Origin of the sequence: Idiomarina tyrosinivorans (genome assembly GCF_003987475.1) — a bacterium.
GTDB lineage: Bacteria > Pseudomonadota > Gammaproteobacteria > Enterobacterales > Alteromonadaceae > Idiomarina > Idiomarina tyrosinivorans.
Window position 1 is genome coordinate 74392 of sequence record NZ_PIQH01000007.1, and the last position, 24821, is coordinate 99212.

Here is a 24821-nt window from a genome sequence, read left to right on the forward strand (position 1 = left end):
ACCGACACGTCAGGTTCCTTTCTGTGATCTATGCATATTCAACGATTCGTAGCTACATCATTAGCATAGAGCGGTTACAGAGACCAGTCGAGGAACCATGGCGATTATTATTTTCGGCGCTGCCGGCGGTTTAGGCCAAGCATTGACGCAAGCGCTCCAGCAAAGCACGGATGAGACGGTGGTGGCTATCAGCCGCAGACAACCACAGCAACAGCTTGATGGCGTCGACTATCTGGCGGTCGATGATTACCAAAGCGCCAAGTTGGCGCAGTGGATTGCCGATTATGATGCTACGGCAGAACCGATTACTGGCGTGATTTCGACCATCGGTGTGCTCCACGACGGTACCATTGAACCGGAGAAGAACTTGCAAGCGTTAGCCGCCGATAAGCTTGCGCACAGCTTTTATGTTAATGCCAGCTTGCCTTTGTTGCTGCTTAAACAGTTTTTACCCAAACTTGACCGTAAACGTACCCGCTTTTGGGTGCAGCTGAGCGCAAAGGTTGGCAGTATTAGCGACAATTATTTAGGCGGCTGGTACGGTTACCGGGCGAGTAAAGCGGCACTGAATATGATGCTGAAGTCAGCTTCCATAGAGCTAGGACGAACCCATAAGCAGTTGTGTGTTGCGGCGATTCACCCTGGGACTACCGATACTGCACTCTCTAAACCCTTTCAAAAGCATGTGGCGAAAGACAAACTCTACAGCCCCGAACAATCGGCTGCGCGAATTATGGCGGTTATTGCTAAGCTGAGCCCAGAACAAAGCGGTAAGCTTTGGCATTGGGATGGAACCGAGCTACCTTACTAAAGAATAGGCAACAAGGACTCAGCATGAAACGGACTCAATGGTTATGGTTATTTGCGGCGATTGCCTGCGGCGCATCCGCTGACCAAGTGAGTTGGCATCACACTGCCCTGATTGATTTATATGCTGTGCAACCAGAACACCTCGATGGCGAGGGTGAAGTCATTGGTTTTTATCAACTGAGCGGCTCGCAACAGGTCACCGAGAACCTCTATTGGCAGGCCTCGGCTTTTGCTAACACTAATGGCTCGGTTTCCGCTATTGCGCAAGACCTGCAGGGGGCGTCTAATATTGAGTCGCAAGCCAGTGTACGTGTTGCAGAAGCGTACCTAGGCTGGGAGGCCGGACAATGGCGGGTTGAACTTGGCCGTCGTGACGAAAACAGCGTATTCGCCGGAGCCGATTCCGCAACGCAGTTCATCCAATCATCGTAAGGCTATTCGCCCACGCTTGAATCGCTGGTGTCATATCCAGAAAGCAGTTGGTTAGTGAACGCTCGCTATCAATTAAGCAAAGCCGTTAACGCAAAGCTGGGGTTTAGCCACGACCGAGATAACGCTTGGTTAGCACAGTTACAATGGCGGCCGTTTCGTGGTGCCAATTGGACAGTCGGGGGCCGTGAAGGTCAGCCTTACGCTATTGTTGAACAGCACTGGCTGGGCTATTCAGGGCAATGGGGTGTGTTCGCGCAGTATGGCCATAACGACACACCAGTACTCTTTCATCGCCACCGCAGTGTTGGGATCACCTGGCAACGCCATGACCATGAGTTTGGTCTAGCTACGTCTTGGGTCAAGACGGTGGCGGAGCAGCTCGATGAGAGGGCGTATGAGATCTATTGGCGTGCAAAAATTACCGATTGGCTGGCGCTACAACCGGACATTCAATGGCTCGACCAACGCCGAAAAAGTTTACAACGCGGTCAGGATTCGACAATACTGACGCTACGATTAGCGATGAACTGGTAACAGGAAAGTTTATGTTTCGATATCTTTTTGCCATCTTAGTACCGCCGTTGGCAGTGCTGTCTACTGGACGTATTTTTCATACGTTGTTTAGCATTGTGCTAACTGCTGCGGCAATACTGCTATTTATCTTCTCGCTGGGTGTACTGGGAGGCTTGTACATTGTGGCGATTATTCACGCCATCATTGTGGTACATGGGTATCACCAGCAACAGCGTGATGAACGCCTCATTAAAGCCATGAAGGAAAAATAATGCGTACATTGGTAGCAATCGCGGCGGTGTTCATGCTTACCGCTTGCCAAAGTGCTTATTACGGCACGATGGAAAAATTTGGTATCGAAAAGCGCGATATTTTGGTGGACCGCGTGGATGATACCAAAGACGCGCAAGAAGAGGCGCAACAGACCTTTCGTTCGGCACTAGAGCAGCTATCGCAATTAATTCAATTTGATGGTGGTGAGCTGGAAGACCAATACGATGCATTGCGCGACGAATACGAAGCCAGCCAAGATGCGGCAGAGCGGGTACGAGACCGCATTGCCGCTGTCGATGAGGTAGCGCAGGCGTTATTTGACGAATGGCAGAATGAGTTGGATGAATACCAAAGCCAGTCGTTACGCCGTGATAGCGAACAGAAACTGCGCCATACCCAACGCCGCTATGCCGACCTTATCCGTACCATGCGGCGATCGGCGGATAAGATGGACCCGGTGCTAGAGCGCATGCAGGATAATGTGTTGTACCTTAAGCACAATTTGAATGCCGCGGCGATTGATGCGATTAAGGGCGAATACCAAACCTTGCAAGGCGACATTAAAGGATTGATCGAAGATATGGAGCAGGCGATTGCCGAATCCGATCGTTTTATCGATGAAATGCGTACTCAATGATAGATTGAGTCAATTAGGAGTGACGCATGAGTATCTTAATTTTGGCGGCAAGTCGCCGTGAAGCTTCGTTAAACAAGCGTTTTCAAAAACGTATTCACGAGTTGGCGTTAGCCAACGATATTAACGCAGAGTGCTTATCTGCCGATGCGCTTGATGCACCGATTTATCACGGCGATGATGAAGACCAGTCGGGTGTACCGGAGAGCATGCAAGCGTTAGGTAAGAAAATTGCGGCAGCAGATAAAGTGGTGATTGTGACTCCTGAGTACAATGCCTCAATCCCGCCATTGTTGAAAAACGCCATTGACTGGACGTCACGTTTAGATAGCGGTGTGTGGAAGCACAAAAAGGTGTTGCTGGCAGCGGCATCGCCCGGTGCTTTAGGTGGCATCCGAGGGCTCAGCCACTTGCGCGATATTTTAGGCAATGTATTGGCTTGGACAGCGCCTCTGTTTGCTAGCTGCCGTAACGCCAGCGATGAAACCATCGCCGCAATGGACGATGCGTTCCTGCTGAATTTCTTACGCCAAGGTGACGACGACGCCTAAGCGGCGCGTGCTAAACCGTCGAGATAAGCGTTAATCGCTTGCTCGGCGGTGGCACTGAGCGGGAAATAGTCGGTGTCGAGCAACCAGTTGTAAACTAAGCCATCGATCAGACTAAACAGCCCTATCACCGCACGAACCGAATCGACGGAAGCGGGAATTTGTTGCTTGTCGATAGCAGCGTTAAACAGTTTAGCCATTTCATCAATGCATTCATTACGACCCGATAAGTGGCGCATTTTTATCGGTAATACATCGTCGATGTATTCGCACTTATGGAACAAAATATTCGACAGCGCACGGGCGTGAGGATTGGTTTCTAAACTGCCAACATATTCTTTGGTGCGCAGCGCAATTTGCTTTAATGGGTTCTGGTTTTTCTCGTCCTGAGCGACTTGCTCGCGCATTTCATCAATGGGGAGCATCACCCGTTCCATTAATGAATTGATCAAATCCAGTTTATTGCGGAAATGGTGGTAAATGGCACCGCGAGTCACCCCTGCGGCCTCGGCGACCTGCATCATCGATGTATTGGTCACTCCGCGTTCGCTGAATAGCTGTTCAGCGGCATCGAGAAGATGCGAGCGAGTTTCCATTGCGTCTGCTTTTGTGCGTCGAACCAAAATAACCCCACGTATTCTAATGACTTTGCGAAGTATACAAGAGATCGCCTAAACATGCACTTCTGTATGATTAAAACCCGACACAGAGTCATCTAAGCATGCTACTTTTACGTAAGTGTAAGTTAGACAAATAAAATTTCTGAAAGTGCGGAGGGACACCGATGAAAAACGAGATCGATCACCGCTTAATCCTTGATGCTTATGAAAAAATTCACACGCACGGCAAGGCTGAACAGGGCCGCCATGTGCTTGATGGCATTACCGCGTACACGGATCACGATGGTTATACGGTATTTATGGAAGGCCACGGCGTACAACTGACACTGGAATTTCATAACAAATACCGTTTAGATTATGATAATGAACGCCAATTTGATCAATTTATGCGGGCTGTGAAAAATATTAGTAAGGGCTACGAGACCCCAGGTTTAGAACGATGACAAAAGATAAAGCCTATACGGTAATGGAAGAAGTCGCCCATGCCCTAACACATGGGATAGGTGCGGCGTTAAGCATTGGCGCATTAGTCGTTATGCTGGTGTGGTCGGTTGCTTATGGGAATGCTTGGCATGTTGTGGCTGCCAGCATTTACGGTGCCAGTTTAATTTTATTGTATACGGCGTCAACGCTTTATCATGCCTTCCCGTGGCCACGGGTAAAGTACTTTTTTCAGCAGCTTGATCATGCAGCGATATTTGTCCTGATAGCGGGTACCTATACGCCCTTTGCGCTGATTAATTTACGAGGCGCTTGGGGCTGGTCGTTACTCGGTGTGGTTTGGGGCATCGCCATTCTTGGTGTGGTGCTAGAGCTGGTAATGAAAGAGCGCAAGAAGGCGCTTTCTTTAACGCTGTACCTCACCCTCGGTTGGATGGCGTTGGTCGCCATTAAGCCAATGCTGGATAACGTAGATACTGGCGGCCTGCTGTTATTGCTAGCCGGTGGACTATCTTACACTGTGGGGGTTATTTTCTACGTTTGGAAGTCACTGCCTTATCACCACGCGATTTGGCACCTGTTTGTGCTTGCCGGCAGTGTCTTTCACTTTTTCTCGATTTTTTATTACGTGCTACCACAGCCGGAGATTTACTAAGTGGAAAAAGCGCTGAGGCTCTTTCCTAAAAATCTGGCTCTGCACTGGCGATGGTTTTTACTGTTTGCCGGTGTCGCTGGTATTTTAACGATTTCTCTCAGCGCCTATATCTCTGAGCTGGCGACCGCGCAACTGAAGCGCCAAATCGGAGAAAACCTCACCCAATTATCATCGCAGCTCAGCGATACGTTAGACCGTGGTCTTTACGAGCGTAAGCGTGATATCCAAGTAGCTGCAAGCTTGATCAGTCGTTACCGCTTGGGCGACGACCAGCAAGCCGTCCGTGATTTATTAAACAAACTGCAAGAAACCTATAGCGACTATGCCTGGATTGGCTTCGTTGATCCCAATGGTAAGGTGATTTCGGCGACCGGAAAATTGCTTGAGGGACAAAGCGTGGTGCAGCGGCCATGGTTCCAGCACGCGCAAACCGAACCCTTTGTTGGTGATGTGCATGCCGCGCTGTTGCTGTCAAAGAAGCTGAATGGCGGCAAAGAGCCGCTGCGTTTTCTTGATGTTGCCTCGCCAGTAAGGGATCACACCGACCCGAGCAAACTGCGAGGGGTGATTGGCGCCCATTTAAACTGGCGCTGGGCGCGCGATGTGGAGAAATCCATTGCCTACTTGTTGCGTAATGAAGACGATGCTCATGTCTATATTATCGACGGCAATAACAACATTGTCTTAGGTCCAAACGACTCGGAAGAGCTTGAGCAATTGCCAGAGCATTTGCGGCAGCCGTTGCAGCAGCACAACAATAAGTTTGGCTGGTTTGCGACGAGCAACGGCAACAACCGCCAAATTGTCGGTTACACCCGTAGCGAAGGGTTTCGCAGTTATGAGGGCTTGGGTTGGACGGTATTGGTGACCGAGTCAGCTACGGCGGCTTACAGTGAAATTACCGAGTTGAAGCAAACCATCTTACTGATTTCGATTTTGGTGATTATTGGCGTGGCCGCAATTGGTTGGTTTGCCGCCAAGTATATTAGTTTGCCATTGCGGCAGTTAACGCGAGCGACTGTGGCGTTGGACGATAATAATGCGTTGGAGCTGCACGGCAGTTACCAGCAATATCCGGAAGTTCGCGTATTGAGTGAAACCTTGCGCTCGATGGTGACCCGTTTAGGTGAGCAGCGCACACAGTTGCGCCAATTGAATACCGAACTGGACAGTAAGGTGCAACAACGCACCGCAGAACTCGAACAATTGAACGCTAAGCTTAGTGATGAAGTCGCCCAACGTCGAGCCATGCAGAATGAGCGGGAAAAGCTGATTCGCCAATTAGAAGAGCAAGCAAACACTGATCCACTCACCCAATTGGCCAACCGTCGGCGTTTCTTTGAACGTGCAGAGCAATTGCTGCAACGGGCTGAGCGGCATGGTGATAACAGTGCGGTGCTAGCGCTCGACCTCGACCATTTTAAGCGTATTAACGATGACTATGGCCACCAAATGGGTGACCAAGTGTTGCAACGGTTTGCCGATGTTCTCCGCAGCGCAGTCAGGGATACCGACTTGGTTGCGCGAACCGGCGGTGAAGAATTCATTGTAATGTTAGAGCGGCCGCAAACGAGCAGTGCTGAAGAAGTCGCAGAGCGGATCAGAAAGTCATTAGCAGAACAGCATTTTGAAGAGATGGGCGAGGTGTCGGTAACGGTGAGCATTGGTGCGGCGATTTGGCAGCAAAAGCAATCCCTCGACCAATTGATAAAACGCGCTGACAATGCTTTGTATGAGGCAAAAGAAAAGGGCCGCAACACGGTATGTTGGGCCCCTGATTCGGTAACCGATTAGCTGAACCAAGGGTTAGCTTTTTGGTGCGCGACCCGCGCGCTTACGGTCTGATTCAGTTAACAAGCGCTTACGAATACGAATAGACTGTGGTGTAACTTCCACCAGCTCGTCGTCGTTGATGAATTCTAGCGCTTGTTCCAAGGTCATTTTGATAGGCGGTGAAAGCGTTAATGCTTCATCGGTACCCGCTGCACGAACGTTGGTTAACTGCTTACCTTTCAAACAGTTAACGGTGAGGTCGTTAGAACGGTTGTGAATACCGATAATTTGCCCTTCGTACACTTCGTCACCGTGGCTGCTCATCAACTTACCACGCTCTTGCAGGTTGAATAGGGCATAAGCCAAGGCTTTACCTTGTGCATTTGAAATCAATACGCCGTTCACACGCTGACCAATGGTGCCGCCTTTGTGCGGACCGTAGTGGTCAAATGTGTGGTACATCAAGCCCGTACCTGAGGTCAGTGTCATAAATTCGGTCTGGAAGCCGATTAAGCCACGGCTTGGTACTTCGAAGTCTACCCGCACACGACCTTTACCGTCTGGCGTCATATTGGTCATTTCAGCTTTACGTAAGCCGAGTTTTTCCATTACTGCGCCTTGGTGCTGTTCTTCGATGTCGACCGTTAAGCTTTCGTACGGTTCCATCTTCTGGCCGTTCTCTTCGCGGAGAATAACTTCCGGACGAGAAACCGCTAGCTCGTAGCCTTCACGACGCATGTTTTCGATTAAAACGCCCAAGTGCAATTCACCCCGGCCTGATACGCGGAAGCGGTCAGGGTTATCGGTTTCTTGTACACGCAATGCCACGTTGTGCACCAATTCTTGCTGCAAACGTTCAAGGATTTGACGTGAGGTAACAAATTTCCCTTCTTTACCCGCGAACGGTGAGGTGTTTACCTGGAAGGTCATGGTTACGGTAGGTTCGTCGACAGTTAACGGTGGTAACGCTTCTGCTTTACCCTGGGCACATACGGTGTCAGAAATTTTCAATTCACCTAAGCCGGTAATGGCGCAGATATCACCAGCGCTAGCTTTGTCTGATTCAAAGCGGTCCAAGCCTAAATAACCAAATACTTGGCCGACTTTACCGTTACGGGTTTTACCGTCAGCACCAACAATGGTGACGGCTTGGTTTACGCTCACGCTACCGCGCTTGACGCGGCCGATGCCGATAACGCCAACGTAGCTAGAGTAATCCAACTGAGAAATTTGCATCTGCAAGTCGCCTTCAGGGTCGGCATCAGGTGCAGAAACCTTCTCAATAATGGCTTCGAACAACGGCGTCATGTCACCGCCTTGCTGATCGAGATCCATAGACGCCCAACCTTGTAAAGCCGATGCGTATACGACCGGGAAGTCTAATTGTTCGTCAGTTGCGCCAAGGTTATCGAACAAATCAAATACTTGGTCCATTACCCAATCTGGACGCGCGCCTGGGCGGTCAACTTTGTTGATCACAACAATTGGGTTCAGACCGTGAGCGAACGCTTTCTGGGTAACGAAGCGTGTTTGCGGCATTGGACCGTCAACCGCGTCGACCAATAGCAATACTGAATCCGCCATCGACAATACCCGCTCAACTTCTCCACCGAAGTCAGCGTGCCCTGGGGTATCAAGGATATTAATACGGTAATCTTGCCAGTTGATCGCGGTGTTTTTCGCCAAAATGGTGATGCCACGCTCTTTTTCTAAGTCGTTAGAGTCCATGATGCGCTCTTCGACTTCGCCACGGCTTTCCAGCGTGCCGCTTTGCTGCAGCAACTTATCAACCAGGGTGGTTTTTCCGTGGTCAACGTGCGCAATAATGGCAATGTTTCTTAACTTACTAATATCTCTCGTGTTTTCAATATTACTCATGCATACATCTCAATAAGGTTCCGAGGCCGGAGACCGGTTGAAAAGGTGCCCGACTGGGTCGGGCACCGAAATGGCGGCGATTATACAGGTTTTCTGTTGAAATAATAGCCGCAACCGTCTTAGCCGGGGTTATTTTACCCTTTATTGAGCTTCACTCGCTGTAACCGCAGCGCATTCATCACCACTGAGACTGAGCTCAGTGCCATCGCAGCCCCTGCTAGCCAAGGAGCTAACAACCCGGATGCAGCAATTGGGATGCCCAAGGTGTTATAGGCGAAGGCCCAGAACAAGTTTTGGCGGATATTGCGTACCGTTAACCGGCTCATTTCTAGCGCGGTTAAAATACTGCTTAAATCGTCGCGAACTAGGGCAATATCTGCCGCTTCGATGGCGATATCGGTACCTGCGCCCATGGCAATACCGATGTCAGCAGTGGCAAGAGCCGGGGCATCGTTCACGCCATCGCCAACCATCGCGACACAGTGGCTTTGTTGCTGTAGCTTTTCGATATGTTGGGCTTTTTGTTCGGGCAACACACCCGCAATGACTTCATCAATACCGGCTTGGTCGGCAATCGCTTGCGCAGTACGCGAGTTATCACCGCTGAGCATGACTGTTTTGATACCACGCTTTTGCAGTGCGGTGATCACCTCGGCGGCGTTATCACGAATTTTATCGGCGACCGCTAGCAAAGCCACAACCTGCTGGTCGAAGCTTGCTAACATGGCGGTTTTGCCTTGCTTTTGCAGTTGCGTCACTGTTTCTTGCCATGCACTGATGTCGATGTCCTGCTGTTGGATATATTCCAAGCTGCCGATGCGCACGGTGACGGGCTGATCGCCCTCTAGCGTGGCTTCCACACCTAAGCCTGACTTAGACGTAAACTGACTAAATGTTGCCGCCTTGGTGTCAACCGCTAAGCCCTCGACAATGGCAGCCGCCAGCGGGTGCTCAGATTGCGACTCCAGCGCCGCAATTGCTTGGCGGACGTGCTGTTCATCGACACCCTCGGCAAATTGGCTATCGGTGAGTTGTGGCTTACCAAAAGTCAGCGTACCGGTTTTGTCGAAAACCATGGTGTCTATTGCCTGTGTGCGCTCCAACACTTCGCTACGTTTAAACAGCACACCCGCTTGCGCCGCACGGCCTGAACCCGCCATGATTGATGTTGGTGTAGCTAAGCCCAACGCACAAGGGCAGGCAATAACCAATACCGCCACCGTGGCTTGCAATGCTGCTGAAAAATCACCCGCGGCAAACCACGTTATCCACAAAACGAAGGTCAGCGCGGCAATACCTAATACCACCGGAACAAAAATTGATGCGACCTTGTCGGCAAGGCGCTGAATCGGTGCTTTCGAATTTTGCGCTTGTTCAACCACGCGGACGATTTGTGCCAACGCCGAGTCGCTACCCACTTTGCTGACTTTGGCTTTGATAAAGCCTTGCTGGTTGACGGTGCCGCCAATCAGTTCATCACCGGGTGCTTTGCTGACCGGTACACTCTCCCCGGTTAGCATTGATTCATCAATGGCGGTTTCGCCTTCGATGACTTCGCTATCGGCGGGGACTTGTTGGCCGGGTTTTATGTGAACAATATCGCCCACTTGCAGCTTTTCGGCCGCGATTTGTTCAACGTCACCTTTAGCGTTTTCACGCAGCGCTTGCTTTGGCTGCAACTGCAACAACTGGCGAATAGCGGAAGAAGAGTTGCCTTTGGCGCGCGCTTCGAACCACTTACCCAACAGAATAAGGGTGATCAACACGGCACTGGTTTCGAAGTACAGACCTTCGTGTGCTTTTCCCTGCAGTGCCAAAACCAGACTGTAAAAGTATGCCGCTGAGGTACCCAGAGCGACCAACACGTCCATATTGGCAGCGCCGGCTTTAAGTGCGTGATAACTGCCACGGTAGAACTGCCAACCAATAATAAACTGCACTGGGGTGGCAAGCGCGAGCTGTACCCACGGGTTCATCAGAATATCGGGTAACGGTAGGCTAGCGGTCCAACTAAAGTGGCCGACCATGGTGTAGAGTAACGGCAGAGACAGCACTGCGGCGATAATAAACTTCCACAGCTGCTTATTTTGCTGCGCCTGTTGTTGCGCTTGATCGTTGCTGTGGTCTACCACGCTGGCACCATAACCCGCTTCTTCCACCGCGTGGATTAACTGCTCGGGGTTAAGGTTTTCGCCCTCGACGGCGGCTACTTCGTTAGCGAAGTTGACGTTCACATGGTTAACGCCTTTGACCCCAGACAATGCACGGTCAATGGCTTTTGCGCAACCGGCGCAACTCATGCCTTGTAGTTGTAGCTGCACAGATTTGGCTTGAGACATACTGCCTCCTTATCGTTTCAGCAAGCGTTCGATGGTGGCGTCCAACTCATCGAGCACGGCGTCGTCGCCGTCGGCCAGACGGTGCTTAACACACGTATGCATGTGTTGGCTCAATAATTTACGGGCAACCCCGTTTAATGCCGATTGGATTGACGCCAATTGGGTCAGAACATCATCACAGTAGGTATCGTTGTCGATCATTTTTTGCAGACCACGAACTTGGCCTTCGATACGCGCGAGACGCTGACTGAGGTTCTTCTTTAGCCCCTCTGGATGCGGTACTACGGTATAGTCCATACATTACTCCAATAATGGATGATGACCTTATAGTATACCCCCGTACCCTATATTGCAAGTTTGCAAATCATTTGCTGAGTAAGTGGCAGATCAGCGAAGAGCGACTACACTTGAGCGATATTGACTGATTGTTGTGCTATTTTAGTGCGAAAACGCACCAAAATGGTGCGATAATGATTTTGAAGCTGTGCTAAACAATACCGGAAATATCTAAGCTGATGTTTTTATTGCGCTTTTATGTTATGGCACGGTGGTTGCTTTGCATCATGCAAAGCGAATTTAGTCGCACCAACGGGTATAACGCCCAACCATTAGGTTACTGTTGAACGATCGTGGAGGATCTCATGTCATTCAGTAAGATTTTAGACGCCATCAAAGAGCATGACGTTAAGTTTGTTGATTTACGTTTCACCGACACCAAAGGTAAAGAGCAACACGTAACCATCCCAGTATCGCAGATCGATGACGACTTTTTCGAGAGCGGCAAAATGTTTGACGGCTCTTCTATTTCTGGCTGGAAAGGCATTAACGAATCAGACATGGTGTTGATGCCAGACCCAGAAACCTTGGTGCTGGACCCGTTTGCGAATGACCAAACCCTAAATGTGCGTTGCGATATTTTAGAGCCAGACACCATGCAAGGTTACGACCGTGACCCGCGCTCTATCGCCAAACGTGCCGAAGAATATTTACAAGCGTCCGGCATTGCCGACGAAGCCTATTTTGGTCCTGAGCCAGAGTTCTTCTTGTTCAATGACGTTCGCTTCCACACCGACATGAGCGGATCTTTCTACAAGATCGATGCCGACGAAGCTAAGTGGAACTCAGGCCGTGACTATGCCGAAGGCAACATGGCGCACCGTCCTGGCGTGAAAGGCGGTTACTTCCCAGTACCACCAGTGGACTCAGCACACGACATCCGTGGCACCATGAGCTTGGTCATGGAAGATATGGGCTTAGTGGTAGAAGCGCACCACCACGAAGTGGCAACTGCGGGTCAAAACGAGGTAGCAACCCGTTTCAACACTCTAGTGACCAAAGCTGACGAGCTGCAAGTATACAAATATGTGGTGCACAACGTTGCTCATTCTTATGGCATGACCGCGACCTTTATGCCAAAACCGTTGGTGGGTGATAACGGTTCAGGTATGCACGTGCACATGTCACTGTCTAAAGGTGGCCAGAACTTGTTTGCGGGTGACCAATACGCTGGTTTAAGCGAAACCGCTCTGTACTACATCGGCGGCATTATCAAACACGCTCGTGCGATTAATGCCTTTGCCAATCCAGCGACCAATTCTTACAAGCGTTTGGTCCCGGGCTTTGAAGCGCCGGTAATGTTAGCCTACTCGGCACGTAACCGTTCTGCATCAATTCGGATTCCATTGGTTTCAAGTGCCAAGGGACGCCGCATTGAAGTACGTTTCCCAGACCCAGCTGCGAACCCTTACTTAGCCTTCACCGCATTGTTAATGGCGGGCTTGGACGGTATCCGTAACAAGATCCACCCTGGTGATGCGATGGACAAAGATTTATACAACTTGCCACCAGAAGAAGCCAAAGATATCCCAACAGTGTGCCACTCGTTAGAAATGGCGTTGGAAGCATTGGATAACGACCGCGACTTCTTGAAGCAAGGTGGCGTTATGTCAGATGATATGATCGATGCTTACATTGCGTTGAAGTACAACGAAGTAGAAACCTTGAAGAAAACCACTCACCCAGTGGAATTCGATATGTACTACAGCGTTTAAGCGCAACCCAAGCGCGGGGGAGCCAATCTCCCCCGCCGTTTTTTTGTTCATTTTTACCTTCGGGGCTGGTCAAAAAGCTTCGCATGCACCAAAATAGTGCAAAGCTATGAGAGGTGTTTTGTGTCCCATCAATTGTTACTCGATCAACTGCAGACCGCCGTTGTCATCCTGAATCCACAATTGCAGATAGATTCGGTGAATGCTGCCGCCGAAACGCTGCTGGATAATAGCGCGTCACGATTACGCCAACAGCCGTTTTTGAGCCTGTTTCGCAGTACTTCTTTGAACCCGCAATGGCTTCAACAGTGCCTGCTAGAGCAACAGTCCGTTTCCGACAGCGAAGTCGTGCTGGAACTACACAATCACCATCGCCTGACCGTAGAACTGCTAGCTCAGCCACTAACGGTTGCGCCGTGGCAAGGCCACATGCTGCTGGAAATGCGGCAAATCGATCAAATTCAACGGATTAACCAAGAAGCACGGCAGCAACAACAATTGTTGGCTGCGCAGGCGTTGGTGCGTGGTTTAGCTCACGAAATCAAAAACCCGTTGGGTGGTTTACGCGGCGCCGCGCAGCTACTCGAGCGTGAGCTATACGACGAAGAGCAACGCGAATATACCCGTTTAATCATGGCGCAGGCCGATCGTTTGCGGGGCTTGGTCGACCGCTTATTGGGACCGAACCAGGTACCAGACAAGCAATGGATTAACCCACATAAGGTGCTGGAGCACGCCAGCCGCATGGTGGCATTGGAGAACCCAGAGTTAACCTTGGTGCGTGATTATGACCCGTCGTTACCAGACTTGTGGGTAGCGCCAGATGCCATTGAACAAGTGGTTTTGAATATCTTGCAAAACGCGGCACAAGCAACTGATAGCCGAGGCAAAGTGACCGTTCGTACCCGAGTACTGCACCAACAAACGTTGTACGGTCGGCGTTATAAACAATGTGCTGTGATTGCCATCAGCGATGATGGCCCGGGCATTCCGCCGCAACTGCGCGAGACCTTGTTTTACCCGATGGTAACCGGGCGTGCCAATGGCACCGGGCTGGGGTTATCGATTGCTCAGTCGCTGGTGCACCAACACGACGGCAAAATTGCGTTAAACCCAGAGTCGGAACATACCGAGTTTTTGATTTATCTGCCCTACCAGGAGGCTGAAGCATGAGCCAAAAACCGTTGCTATGGGTAGTTGACGACGACGAGTCTATTCGTTGGGTATTGGAACGTGCGTTCCGTAAACAGCCTTTTACCACCGAAAGTTTTGCCAGTGCCGATGCATTGTTCCAAGCGCTAGAACAGCAGCAGCCAGATGTGGTGCTTACCGATGTGCGGATGCCCGGAAAAGATGGCATGGTGCTATTAGCGCATTTACAGCAGCATTGGCCCAGCATTCCGGTGGTAGTGATGACGGCGCATTCCGATCTCGACAGTGCGGTGCAAGCGTTTAAGGGTGGCGCTTTTGAGTATTTACCGAAGCCATTTGACGTTGACGAAGCGGTTGCCACGGTCGAGCGCGCATTGCGACAACGGCAAGCAACTGCGCCCCAGACCCCGACAGCGACTGACACTGAAGCCGAGTTGATTGGTGAAGCGCCGGCCATGCAAGAAGTCTTTAGAGCCATTGGACGTTTATCACGGTCTAGTGTGAGTGTGTTGCTGACGGGCGAGTCGGGGACCGGTAAGGAGTTAGTGGCGCGGGCGCTACATGCACACAGTCCGCGTGCGGAAAAGCCGTTTGTGGCGTTGAATATGGCGGCGATCCCGAACGATTTGATTGAATCTGAGTTATTCGGTCATGAAAAAGGCGCCTTTACCGGCGCTGATAAACGCCGCAAAGGTCGCTTTGAGCAAGCGAATGGTGGCACCCTGTTTTTGGATGAGATTGGCGATATGCCGTTAGCCGTGCAAACACGGTTATTGCGTGTGTTGGCCGAAGGGCAGTTTTATCCGGTCGGCGGTCACCAGTCGGTGAGCGTGGATGTAAGGATTATTGCCGCAACGCACCGCGGTTTAGAAAACTTGGTGGCGGAACAGCGCTTTCGGGAAGATTTGTACCACCGCTTAAACGTTATTCGCTTACGTTTACCACCGCTGCGCGAGCGGGCGAGCGATATTCCGACGTTGGCTCGCTACTTTTTGCAACAAGCCGCGATCGAGCTTGATGTTGCCAGTAAGCAACTGACTAAAGCGGCAGAGCAGGCAATGATGCAGCAACGCTGGCCGGGCAATGTGCGGCAGTTACAAAATACGTGCCGTTGGCTCACGGTAATGGCGCCTGCGACACAAGTGTCTGTCGACGACTTACCAGAGGATATATTTGCCAGTGTCAGCCATACTGAAGAGACGCAGGCGGTGGAGCAAGATGACTGGTTAGCGGCTTTTGCGGCGCAATTAAGAAACCAAACCGCTGAACACGATGTCTTAGCAGAATTGGTAGAGCAAATGGAGCGCCAAGCGATAACCATAGCCTTGGAAAAAACGGGCGGCCACAAACAGCGGGCCGCCGAATGGCTAGGATGGGGAAGGAACACCTTAACCCGAAAGATCCAACAATTTGGATTGTAATTCGGGCGCTAGCGTTCCAAGGCATCACAGGCTTAAGTGTGACAGAGTCACGCGATTGAGAAAGCCCCTCGGGGGTAAAAGTTATGTAAAGAATGGCGAAAAAATCGCTCAAATCTTTACATTAGGAAGGCATCAAGTAGTCACAGAGGACATTGAACTGCCATGACACATAACGTTTTGCTGATTGATGACGACGCAGAAATGTCGGCAATGCTGACCGAGTTGCTCCGCCGTGAGGGCGTAGAGTTGACCTGCGTAGAAGACGGAGAAACCGGTTTGGAAAAAGCCTTGCGCGGTGACTTCGAGCTGATTTTGCTCGACGTTATGTTGCCCGGCATTGATGGTATGCAGTTGTTACAACGGCTGCGCCAACAGCACCGTGACACCGCTGTGCTGATGTTAACCGCCCGCGGCGATGACGAAGACCGGGTGATGGGGCTTGAACTTGGCGCTGACGATTACCTACCGAAGCCGTTTAATCCACGCGAGCTTGTTGCTCGGGTAAAAGCGCTATTGCGCCGCGCTCCGAACACTACCGTTATTAATGAAACGCTGAAGTTCAGTGGTTTTGCATTGGATCCAACGCGTGCCGAAGTCACTTGCGACGAGGCCGAGCTGATTCTAACACCGACCGAATTTGATATTTTGCGGGCGCTGATGCAGCAGCCCGGTCAGTTAGTGAGTAAAGACCAACTGTCTGTGGCGGCATTAGGGCGCAAGCTGGCACCCTTCGACCGCAGCCTAGACGTGCATATTAGTAATATTCGGAAAAAGCTTCCCGCGCGTAGCGAGCGCATTCAGACCGTTCGTGGGCGAGGATACCGGTTGGTTGAATTGTCATGAAGCCACGGCGGACGCGATGGTATCGCTCACTATCATTGCGCCTGCTGGTGCTGTTTTGGGTGTTGTTATTCATCACCGCAAGCAGCGGCTACCTGTTGGCTGTGTGGAAATCGGCACCACCTAAGCCAGAGCCGCTTAGCGACGACATTCGCAATACCTTGCAACCGCTGTTGAGCGACTTTAATACCTTTCAATCGATGCTGCCCGGGCGCCTTGTTGCTGGTGATTACCGAGTGGCGGCGAAGTTGTCGGCACAAGGTCCGCAGCGTTTGCTGATAGATGAAGGGATGCAAGTAAATTATGGTTCGATGTTGCTGCCGATGTTGGAATCGGAAAAGGCACAGCAACTGGCGCTAACTGAATGGCTGTTTGTCGGCCCGTTTAGCCTTGAAGGCACGCGCTTAATTCTGGCGCGACCGTTAAAAGCCAGCGAGTTATACGACAAAGAACAGCTCGAACGGCAAACCCAAGATGCCAGAGCATACACCTTGATCATTGGCAGCGGTCTGTTCGCGTTGCTGCTCGGCTTCTGGTTAGTCCGTCCGATAAAACGCCTGATTGGCGCTACCCGAGAGATCGCCAAGGGTAGCCTAGAGCCTACCTTAAAGCGCCTACCTAAACGCGGTGATGAGATTGGTGAACTCGCTCGCGCATTACAGACCACTGCGCGTGATTTGGCGATTTCACGTGATGCACAGCGGCGCTTGCTAAGCGATGTATCGCACGAGCTACGGTCGCCCATGGCACGGATGCAAGTGGCGGTAGATTTAGGCGAACCGGAAGACGCGGAAAGCAATCCGCATTGGCAGCAACTGCGGCGTGATATTGACCGCCTGAGCCAAATTATTGATCGCATTCTGTCGCTGTCGCGGCTAGAAAATGGCTTGGTTGAATTAGAAAAGCAGCCGCTCGATTTAGCCAAGCTGGTTGACCAACTGATCGACGATTTAAGCTATGCTGACAGCGAAGCAGAAAAGCGTTTGCAGCGTATCGGCGGTGACAATTTGTTGGTAAATAGCGATGCAGAATTACTCCGCTTAATTATCGAAAACCTTAGCCGTAACGCCTTGCATTACAGTGATGGCAAAGTGCAGATTCAATTGCAGGACGGCGCGGAGGAGTATCAGATTAGTATTCGTGACCATGGTCCCGGCGTTGATGAACAAACGCTGGCGAAACTGTTTACGCCCTTCTATCGTGGCGACCCAGCGCGCAATCATAAAGCTGGCGTGGGGTTAGGGCTCGCCCTTAGCCAACGTGCGACGCGCGTGCTCGGCGGCGAGATTAATGCCGCGAATCATCCACAAGGTGGGTTGCAGGTAACCATCCGCTTACCGCTCGACTAGACTTCTCTGTTGCTTCCGTTATCCTGAGCTCTGGTCATCCGCCAAACAATTGGCATTAGCGGCAGTAGAAGGAAACCGATGAGCTCAGCGATACCGCACGATGATACGCCGGAATGGCGCTCGTTTTACCGCGAAAAGGTGTTGCCGTTCTGGCAACAGCAGGTTAGCCAAGAGCAATTCACCAGCCGTGATGGGCTGTGTATTCGCTACGTGCAGTATCGTGCCGAAGCGGCTGATGCGCCCCTCGTGATCATTTCCCCAGGCCGTATAGAAGCGTGTTTGAAGTACCAAGAAGTGATTTGGCAACTGGCTCAGTGGGGGTGCTCGGTGGCGATTATCGACCATCGGGGGCAGGGCCAATCAGCGCGGATGACGGCCAATCCTCATCAAGGACATGTGGCCAAGTTCGACGACTTTGTGCAAGATTTTGCCGATTTTGTTGGTATTTTAAATGAGACGTTTGACGCTGCTCCGCAATTGTTAGTCGGCCACTCTATGGGCGGTGCGATTGCGACGTTGTTCTGTGCTAATCACCCGCACCGTATTCAGCAGCTCATTTTAAGTTCGCCAATGTTCGCGATTCACACGCACGGTATTCCGAAACCGATTGCTCGCGCCATTGCCAGATTCGGCGCTTGGTTAAACCATATTATTGCCCGCAATACGCCGTGGTATTTTCCCGGCATGGGTGACTACCAACCGATTCACTTTGACCGCAACGAGCTGACGCATAGCGAGGCACGCTACAACGTATTTCGGCAGGTGTACCAAGACAACCCAGATGTACAATTAGGTGGGCCGACGTTTAATTGGTTAGCAGAAGCCTTTGCTGCTAGCGACCAAGCTGTGGCCAGTGCCAGTAAGCTAACGCTACCGGTAACCTTGGTTCAGGCGGGGGCTGACTCAGTGGTGGCTGCCAGTGGTCAACAAGCATTCTTTCAGCGCTTAAAAGGTACCCAAAACCAAGTAATTACCATTGATGGTGCGCGTCACGAATTACTGATGGAAGCCGACTACTACCGTGAGCCACTGATGCAAGCTATTCAGCAAGCGGTTGAGAAAGTAAAGGCTCAGTAGCTCGGATTATTCTCGACTTGGGCGATGATCATGGGGTCCATGTGAACGATGATGTCAGCGCCTGGGAAAGCGCGCATCAATTCCATCTCGACTTCATCGGCAATCGCGTGCGCGCGTAACAATGAAATCCGATCATCCAGCTCGATATGCAATTGAATAAAGCGCGTTGGACCGGCAGCGCGCGTTCGCAAGCCGTGCATGCCTTCAACCCCTGTCACGCTTTTCGCTAAACGCTCAATTTCGGCGAGTTGTGATTGCTCCAGTTCACGGTCCATTAACGCTTGGAATGCATCCCAGCCGATTTTACTGGCGCCGATAATCAGATAGAGCGCTATCACAATGGCAAACGCACTGTCAGCCCAAGTATAGCCGAATTGTGCCATAACCAACGCAATGATCACCGTGGCATTGAGTAATATGTCGGACTGATAATGCAGATGGTCGGCAGCGACCGCTTGAGAATTGGTATGGCGAATGGCGAGCCGCTGAATCACCAATAGACCAAAGGTGATGATGATCGCGAAGCCTGATACCCAAATACCTAAATCGGTTTGTGGCAGTGTATCGCCCCGCAACCACTGTTCGGTACTGTGAAAGATCAGTAACACACTGGAGCCAGCAATAAAGGCCGACTGCGCTAACGCAGCAAGCGACTCGGCTTTACCATGGCCGAACCGGTGCTCGTTGTCGGCAGGTTGAATAGCGTAGCGAATAGCAAAAAAACTGAAAATAGAGGCGCCGCTGTCGAGCAATGAGTCGGTTAACGAAGCCAACATACTGGCTGATTCGGTAACCCACCAAGCCCATAACTTCAGCCCAATAAGGGTAAAAACGACCAGTACCGACGCTCGGGTAGCCAGCTTGACCCAAAAGGCATAATGTTCGCGACGTTCGCTCATATCAGCTCCCCTGCTGAAAATGTTGTTGGCGCCACGCCTCGTAACTGACAATGGCTACTGAGTTGGACAAGTTAAGGCTGCGGTTGCTCGGCATCATTGGAATGCGCACCGCAAACTGCTGGCCGATATCGTCCAAAATATGTTGCGGCAAGCCGGCGGTCTCTGAGCCAAACAATAACACATCCCCGGGTTGATACTGCGGCTCATGGTAAAACTGCGTGGCATGGGTTTCGACCGCAAAAATGCGCTGCCCAGCAACAGCGTGCTTGAACGCCTGATAATCTTTATGCACTTTTACGACCGCCATGTCGTTGTAATCCAAACCAGCACGGCGGACACTCTTTTCGTCCAGCGAGAACCCTAATGGCTCGATTAAATGCAGGCGACAGCCGTTATTGGCGACCAAGCGAATGATGTTACCCGTATTGGGTGGCATTTTTGGTTCGTGAAGGGCGATATCAAACACGTTATTGTTCTCTTGTTTGTTCCCAGCGTTGTTCAAACGTGGCTTTTAAGCGGCGGCCACGCTCATTATTTTGGAATAACAATAACACCGGCCAGCCTTCGCGCACTTGCTTGCGGGCATAGGGCTTTTCGGTCCAGTCGGGCAGTGCACTGCGATAATCCAAAACGCCAGATACGCGACCAAGATCGAGCATAGCAAAGCAGTCGAGACTTTTTTCAGTGCTGTATATTTCGACATTGTGAGGCACCCACTGGCGCATATCACGGTCGGTAGAAATGCACACCGGTTTATCGGCATCACCATTTTGAATATCGGCAATCGTCTGGTTATCGGTGGCAAACAAGTACAGCGGTTCGCCATAATCGATATGGCTGGCTGAATACAGCGTATTTTCCGGTATGGTTTTATTCCACATGGTGACCATCGCATCGGCTCGCCCTTCCGCGAGCAGCTGCTGGGCGCGGTGCCAATTACTGGCTTCCGTGTCGACGTTGTCGGCAATAGGATCGAACAGTTCATGCAGAGTTTGCCAATAACGGCCTTTACCGTTGGCTTCGGTGCGACCAGCACGGGTAGCGGCAACAATTTTCAATGACCCAATATGTTCGAAGGGTTGGTATTGGTGCAGGGTTTTAATGCCGTATTTTTGTTGCAGCTCGGTAATCCGCCCGCGCTCCTGCATTTTCTGCAATTCGCGGGTTAAGCGTGGCAGCCAGTCGCGATGTTTTTCGTTAAGGTAATGATAGCCTTGTTCGATCATCAACTGTCGCACCACCAAGTGGGGGTGGCGGCTTAAATCGATGTTTTGCAATTGGAAATTGGTCATTAGCGCCGCATCGATGCGTTCTGCTAACAATAAATTGAGCACTTGGGTGATATCGGCAGGGGTGACCACAGGCCCTTTAAAATTGTGCTTTTCTATCACTTTCGGCATCACCACCATGCCTTGGGTGTAGGCTAGGTTGTCGACGTCTTCTATGCGGCATTCACCACATTTACGGCGGTCGCCAACCAAGACAACAGAGAAATCGTACAACGGGAATGGCACCGGCATCAGGGTAGGATAGTCAAACGCCAGCGAAGGCACCCGTGCAATTTCACCATCGAGTTCGCCTTCAACCGCCAATCGCAGACCGCGCGGGCGTGGCAAATCGAGATAGCGAATTTGGGTGCCGAGTTTAGCGTATGCTTCACCGAGAACGGTTTTCAGGTATTGCGAAAACTCGCCGGGATCGAGATCACGGAAAGTGACGGTTTTAGGGGCTTGGGCGGCAACGGTGAAACTGAACAACCAGACCAGAGACAGCGCCCAGCGAATAGCTATCTTAAACATCAAACCTCACCGAAAGAAAATCAGCCAAAATTATACCAAGAGCGGTTGAAGAATTCAGCGATTTAACCGTGGCGGAACTGTAAAGGACTGAAAATGTCTTAGCAGAGCGTTATACTAAAGGTTACTTCCCTTTCGAGAATAAGAGGTTGGCAATGCGTAGATGGTTATCGTTGCTCGCGCTGGCAGGGGTCATCCCCTTCATGTCGGCGCACGGGCAGACAAAGCTAGCACCAGAAACCTATCATTTACTGATGGCCGGTGGTGGCTTACACGCGTGTAGCAGCATGGCGCCGCAGTACTGCAATAAGACCGACTGGATTGACCGCAACAGTATGCGGACCGATCGCTATTTGAATATTGACGAGAAACACCGGAAAGAGGCAACAGCCGAGGCAGCGTGGCCAAGTTATCGCGAAAAAATGCGTAATGACGTTGCTGAAGCATTGCGACTGATTCATGACCGTATACGCGAGAGCGTGATTCCAGAGCGGGTATTTCAAGAGGAATTTACACGTCGCGCAACGAAATACTTATACAATAAGCTGTCTGATGCTGAATGGCGCCGGATTGTAAATTTACTGGAAATGCCGGTACCAGAAGACACCCATGAAGTGGTGAACTTGGACGAAAACCTTAACCAAAATACGGTACAAATTTTCCAACGCTTTGTGGATATGGCCAAACGCGTGCATGGTGCCAAAGATGGTGATGCGAAAGTGCTGTTCACGACCTCTGCCGATTTTGACCCGTACGACAAAGTGTCTTACTACCAAGACATTTTCAGCCAATTGGGCGTAGAGGCAGAGTGGTTGCCGATTGATGCGGCAGTGATCACCGCTGCCCGAGACGGCCAGTGCGAGACCCTAAACAAAGTACAGGAAGAGGTTTTAGGCAGTTATAACCGCGATAAAGTTTATCCTAATATGTATCAACAACAGGTCACGTTGTGTAAGAACTTGGATAGCGTGGAAGACATGATTGCCAGCGCTGACGGCTTGTTCCTAAACGATGGTGAGGTCAATTTAACACGAGAGACCTTTGTCACACAGAATAACCGTCCGAACGACATCTTGCGAACCATCATTCAACGGGTGAGTGAAGAGCATCTGGTGGTAGGTGGTAGTGGCGCCGGAGCGGCAGTGCTGACCTCAAAAGCGATGGTATCGAATGGCACCACTGAAGGTGCGTTGAAACAGCAGCCAGTAGCCTCTGATCCGCCCGCCTACGGTTGTGACTTGGACCAAAGCTGCCCACCGAATACTCAGCCAAATACACTCACTTACCATCCAATGGGCGGTATGAGCTTGTTCCACTTTGGTTTACTAGATACTCACGTGTCGGATATGGGCCGTCAGGGACGGCTGATGCGCTTAGCCGCGGAAGTCAAAAGCCCGTTTGGTGCCGGTATTGACGAGCGTACCGCGTTGTTGGTGAACCTGAAAAATGGCCACTTCAAGATTATCGGTGAGCAGGGTGTATTTTTCGTCGAAGATGCACAGCAGGGTGAACACGCGGTAGCTGGGTTATTCCACTATCTTGTGGCAGGTGCGTCCGGGTTGATGACGCCGACAGGTATCGAAACGGCAGAATTTGCTAAAGACCTAGACGTGGTGAAAGCGCAACCGACCACGGACTTTTTAACCGACCGTGGTTTAACCGATTCCATTCGAGTGCTGTGTGATAGCGATAAAACGTCGTTGAAGTTACTGAGCAAAGATTTTCAAGCGGTGGTGCAACTAGACGATGCCAGCCGTACTCAAGCGGCTGGCGGTGAGTGTCAGATTATCAATGGCCGCTTAGGTATTGCCTGGCAGCCGCAAGCCTCACTGTAACTGCAGAACAAACAAAAACGCCGCCCCAAGAGATGCTTCGGGCGGCGTTTTTTATGACCAGCGTTAACAGTAATTACTGCACGCCGTACTTTTCGCGGTATTGCTTCACTTTGGGTAAGTGCTCGGCAAACTCAGCATCGTCTTTTAAGAATTCAATAATATCGTTCAAACTAACGATATTGATGACTTTGGCACCGAAGTCACGCTCCACTTCCTGAATCGCTGACAGTTCACCTTGGCCTTTTTCTTGACGGTCGAGGGCGATCAATACGCCACCGAGGTCGGCGCCATTGGCTTTGACAATATCCATGGCCTCACGAATAGCAGTGCCCGCAGTGATAACGTCGTCGACTAACATCACTTTGCCGCTAAGCTCTGCACCGACAAGGTTGCCGCCTTCACCGTGGTCTTTTTTCTCCTTCCGGTTAAAGCAGTATGGGGTGTCGATGCCGTGGTGGTCGAACAACGCGACGGCGGTCGCGGTCGCGATAGGAATGCCTTTATAGGCTGGGCCGAATAGGACGTCGAAGTCGACCTCCGAATCCGCCAGTGCCGCCGCATAAAAACGGCCAAGCTTGGCAAGGTCCGAACCTTTGTTGAACAAGCCGGCATTAAAAAAGTACGGGCTGGTGCGGCCAGATTTAAGGGTAAACTCACCAAAGCGCAGCACTTGGCGGTCGATAGCAAAAGCAATAAAGTCGCGTTGATAGTCTTTCATTGCTCGCCTCGCTTAGCTATTTAATGCACTGCGTTGAATGTCGATAAGCTCGCGAATACTGACCCGAGCAATGTCGACGAGCTGCGTCATTTCGTCGTAGCTGAAGGCCTCGCCTTCGGCCGTGCCTTGGATTTCGATAAATTGGCCCGCTTCGGTCATCACTACGTTCATGTCGGTTTCGGCCGCCGAGTCTTCCACGTATTCCAAGTCGGCTACTGGCTCGCCATCGTAGATACCGACAGATATTGCCGCCACCATACCCTTAAGTGGGTTGGTCTTTACTAAGCCTTGCTTGCGCATCCAGTTCAGCGCGTCGACCAGAGCGACACAGGCACCGGTGATACTGGCTGTGCGAGTACCGCCGTCGGCTTGAATAACGTCGCAGTCGACAGTGATGGTGTTTTCGCCAAGGGCTTTTAAATCGATGCTAGCGCGCAACGAGCGAGCGATTAAGCGCTGGATTTCTAGCGTACGGCCGCCTTGCTTACCGCGTGCCGCTTCGCGTTGTGAACGGGTATGGGTAGCGCGTGGCAGCATGCTGTATTCAGCGGTGACCCAGCCCTTGCCTTGGCCTTTCATAAAGCGTGGCACGCCGGTTTCAACCGAGGCGTTACACAATACTTTGGTTTCGCCAAATTCAATCAGTACTGAACCTTCAGCATGTTTAGTGAAGTTCCGGGTAATAGTCACCGGGCGGATTTGTTGGGCGGTACGGCCGCTTGGACGCATGCAAACTCCTTGAACGTTAGCTGAATGGATGGGAATAATTT

General features: G+C 51.2%; 25 protein-coding genes. 16 read left to right on the forward strand and 9 right to left on the reverse strand.

Annotation, left to right across the window (positions count from 1 at the left end; translation table 11 throughout):
• Window positions 1–97: 97 nt before the first annotated feature.
• The 6 genes from CWI84_RS08220 to CWI84_RS08245 are packed head-to-tail and all read left to right on the forward strand — an operon-like array spanning window position 98 to window position 3213.
• Entirely contained in the window at window positions 98–811 is a 714-nt protein-coding gene (locus CWI84_RS08220; RefSeq protein WP_126842112.1) for an SDR family NAD(P)-dependent oxidoreductase, read from the forward strand.
• A 23-nt stretch (window positions 812–834) separates the two neighbouring features.
• On the forward strand, window positions 835–1242 hold the full coding sequence (locus tag CWI84_RS08225; RefSeq protein ID WP_126842113.1) for a hypothetical protein: 408 nt from the start codon (window positions 835–837) through the stop codon (window positions 1240–1242).
• A 54-nt stretch (window positions 1243–1296) separates the two neighbouring features.
• Window positions 1297–1776, forward strand: a complete 480-nt coding sequence (locus CWI84_RS08230) for a carbohydrate porin (protein ID WP_157981009.1) — start codon at window positions 1297–1299, stop codon at window positions 1774–1776.
• 11 nt (window positions 1777–1787) lie between these two features.
• Window positions 1788–2027 (forward strand): YqaE/Pmp3 family membrane protein, encoded by a 240-nt coding sequence (locus tag CWI84_RS08235; RefSeq protein ID WP_126842115.1) that lies wholly within the window; start codon window positions 1788–1790, stop codon window positions 2025–2027.
• Complete coding sequence (locus CWI84_RS08240) at window positions 2027–2665, forward strand: DUF2959 domain-containing protein (RefSeq protein ID WP_126842116.1); 639 nt, start codon at window positions 2027–2029, stop codon at window positions 2663–2665. The genes CWI84_RS08235 and CWI84_RS08240 overlap by 1 nt, the downstream gene beginning before the upstream one ends.
• A gap of 26 nt (window positions 2666–2691) precedes the next feature.
• The gene (locus CWI84_RS08245) at window positions 2692–3213 is read left to right on the forward strand and encodes an NADPH-dependent FMN reductase (RefSeq protein ID WP_126842117.1); all 522 of its coding nucleotides are present in this window, start codon (window positions 2692–2694) and stop codon (window positions 3211–3213) included.
• On the opposite strand, the gene CWI84_RS08250 is transcribed toward CWI84_RS08245, so the two are convergent.
• On the reverse strand, window positions 3210–3806 hold the full coding sequence (locus tag CWI84_RS08250; RefSeq protein ID WP_241968758.1) for a TetR family transcriptional regulator: 597 nt from the start codon (window positions 3804–3806) through the stop codon (window positions 3210–3212). The two genes, CWI84_RS08245 and CWI84_RS08250, sit on opposite strands and share 4 nt — an antisense overlap.
• Window positions 3807–3994: 188 nt before the next feature.
• Here CWI84_RS08250 and CWI84_RS08255 point away from each other — a divergent pair, with 188 nt between their 5' ends.
• Genes CWI84_RS08255 through CWI84_RS08265 form a run of 3 tightly spaced genes read left to right on the forward strand, consistent with a single transcriptional unit; the run spans window position 3995 to window position 6720 of the window.
• Window positions 3995–4273: a DUF3081 domain-containing protein gene (locus CWI84_RS08255; RefSeq protein ID WP_126842119.1), complete on the forward strand. Its 279-nt coding sequence runs from the start codon at window positions 3995–3997 to the stop codon at window positions 4271–4273.
• Window positions 4270–4926 carry a PAQR family membrane homeostasis protein TrhA gene (gene trhA / locus CWI84_RS08260; RefSeq protein ID WP_126842120.1) on the forward strand — a complete coding sequence of 219 codons (657 nt, stop codon included), beginning with the start codon at window positions 4270–4272 and terminating at the stop codon, window positions 4924–4926. Before CWI84_RS08255 ends, trhA begins: the two co-directional genes overlap by 4 nt.
• On the forward strand, window positions 4927–6720 hold the full coding sequence (locus CWI84_RS08265; protein ID WP_126842121.1) for a sensor domain-containing diguanylate cyclase: 1794 nt from the start codon (window positions 4927–4929) through the stop codon (window positions 6718–6720). It abuts the gene before it with no gap.
• 12 nt (window positions 6721–6732) lie between these two features.
• Here CWI84_RS08265 and typA read toward each other — a convergent pair whose 3' ends face one another.
• The 3 genes from typA to CWI84_RS08280 all read right to left on the reverse strand — a co-directional run bounded on the left by typA (window position 6733) and on the right by CWI84_RS08280 (window position 11213).
• Entirely contained in the window at window positions 6733–8577 is a 1845-nt protein-coding gene (gene typA / locus CWI84_RS08270; RefSeq protein ID WP_126842122.1) for a translational GTPase TypA, read from the reverse strand.
• A 134-nt stretch (window positions 8578–8711) separates the two neighbouring features.
• Entirely contained in the window at window positions 8712–10916 is a 2205-nt protein-coding gene (locus tag CWI84_RS08275; RefSeq protein ID WP_126842123.1) for a heavy metal translocating P-type ATPase, read from the reverse strand.
• Between the two features lie 9 nt (window positions 10917–10925).
• Window positions 10926–11213: a metal-sensitive transcriptional regulator gene (locus CWI84_RS08280; protein WP_126842124.1), complete on the reverse strand. Its 288-nt coding sequence runs from the start codon at window positions 11211–11213 to the stop codon at window positions 10926–10928.
• A gap of 344 nt (window positions 11214–11557) precedes the next feature.
• On the opposite strand from CWI84_RS08280, the gene glnA reads away from it, so the two are divergent.
• From glnA to CWI84_RS08310, 6 genes are all read left to right on the forward strand, one after another.
• Entirely contained in the window at window positions 11558–12967 is a 1410-nt protein-coding gene (glnA, locus tag CWI84_RS08285) for a glutamate--ammonia ligase (protein WP_126842125.1), read from the forward strand.
• A gap of 120 nt (window positions 12968–13087) precedes the next feature.
• On the forward strand, window positions 13088–14137 hold the full coding sequence (gene glnL / locus CWI84_RS08290) for a nitrogen regulation protein NR(II) (protein ID WP_126842126.1): 1050 nt from the start codon (window positions 13088–13090) through the stop codon (window positions 14135–14137).
• Complete coding sequence (ntrC, locus tag CWI84_RS08295; RefSeq protein WP_126842127.1) at window positions 14134–15537, forward strand: nitrogen regulation protein NR(I); 1404 nt, start codon at window positions 14134–14136, stop codon at window positions 15535–15537. Before glnL ends, ntrC begins: the two co-directional genes overlap by 4 nt.
• Before the next feature lie 162 nt (window positions 15538–15699).
• A complete protein-coding gene (locus tag CWI84_RS08300; protein WP_126842128.1) occupies window positions 15700–16380 on the forward strand; it encodes a response regulator transcription factor in 681 nt (226 codons plus the stop codon).
• Window positions 16377–17726 carry a sensor histidine kinase gene (locus CWI84_RS08305; protein ID WP_126842129.1) on the forward strand — a complete coding sequence of 450 codons (1350 nt, stop codon included), beginning with the start codon at window positions 16377–16379 and terminating at the stop codon, window positions 17724–17726. The genes CWI84_RS08300 and CWI84_RS08305 overlap by 4 nt, the downstream gene beginning before the upstream one ends.
• 78 nt (window positions 17727–17804) lie before the next feature.
• Window positions 17805–18803 carry an alpha/beta fold hydrolase gene (locus CWI84_RS08310; RefSeq protein ID WP_126842130.1) on the forward strand — a complete coding sequence of 333 codons (999 nt, stop codon included), beginning with the start codon at window positions 17805–17807 and terminating at the stop codon, window positions 18801–18803.
• Here CWI84_RS08310 and fieF read toward each other — a convergent pair.
• The 3 genes from fieF to CWI84_RS08325 are packed head-to-tail and all read right to left on the reverse strand — an operon-like array spanning window position 18797 to window position 21501.
• On the reverse strand, window positions 18797–19702 hold the full coding sequence (gene fieF, locus CWI84_RS08315) for a cation efflux pump FieF (RefSeq protein ID WP_126842131.1): 906 nt from the start codon (window positions 19700–19702) through the stop codon (window positions 18797–18799). The genes CWI84_RS08310 and fieF overlap by 7 nt on opposite strands.
• Before the next feature lies 1 nt (window position 19703).
• On the reverse strand, window positions 19704–20168 hold the full coding sequence (locus CWI84_RS08320) for a tRNA (cytidine(34)-2'-O)-methyltransferase (protein WP_126842132.1): 465 nt from the start codon (window positions 20166–20168) through the stop codon (window positions 19704–19706).
• 1 nt (window position 20169) lies between these two features.
• Window positions 20170–21501, reverse strand: coding sequence for a type 2 periplasmic-binding domain-containing protein (locus tag CWI84_RS08325; RefSeq protein WP_126842133.1), 1332 nt, complete (start codon window positions 21499–21501; stop codon window positions 20170–20172).
• A gap of 152 nt (window positions 21502–21653) precedes the next feature.
• Between CWI84_RS08325 and CWI84_RS08330 the strand changes: the two genes are divergently transcribed.
• Window positions 21654–23333: a cyanophycinase gene (locus CWI84_RS08330; RefSeq protein ID WP_126842134.1), complete on the forward strand. Its 1680-nt coding sequence runs from the start codon at window positions 21654–21656 to the stop codon at window positions 23331–23333.
• 73 nt (window positions 23334–23406) lie between these two features.
• On the opposite strand, the gene pyrE is transcribed toward CWI84_RS08330, so the two are convergent.
• Both pyrE and rph read right to left on the reverse strand, forming a co-directional pair.
• Window positions 23407–24051: an orotate phosphoribosyltransferase gene (gene pyrE / locus CWI84_RS08335; protein ID WP_126842135.1), complete on the reverse strand. Its 645-nt coding sequence runs from the start codon at window positions 24049–24051 to the stop codon at window positions 23407–23409.
• Between the two features lie 12 nt (window positions 24052–24063).
• Window positions 24064–24780 carry a ribonuclease PH gene (rph, locus tag CWI84_RS08340; RefSeq protein ID WP_126842136.1) on the reverse strand — a complete coding sequence of 239 codons (717 nt, stop codon included), beginning with the start codon at window positions 24778–24780 and terminating at the stop codon, window positions 24064–24066.
• Between the last annotated feature and the right edge of the window lie 41 nt (window positions 24781–24821).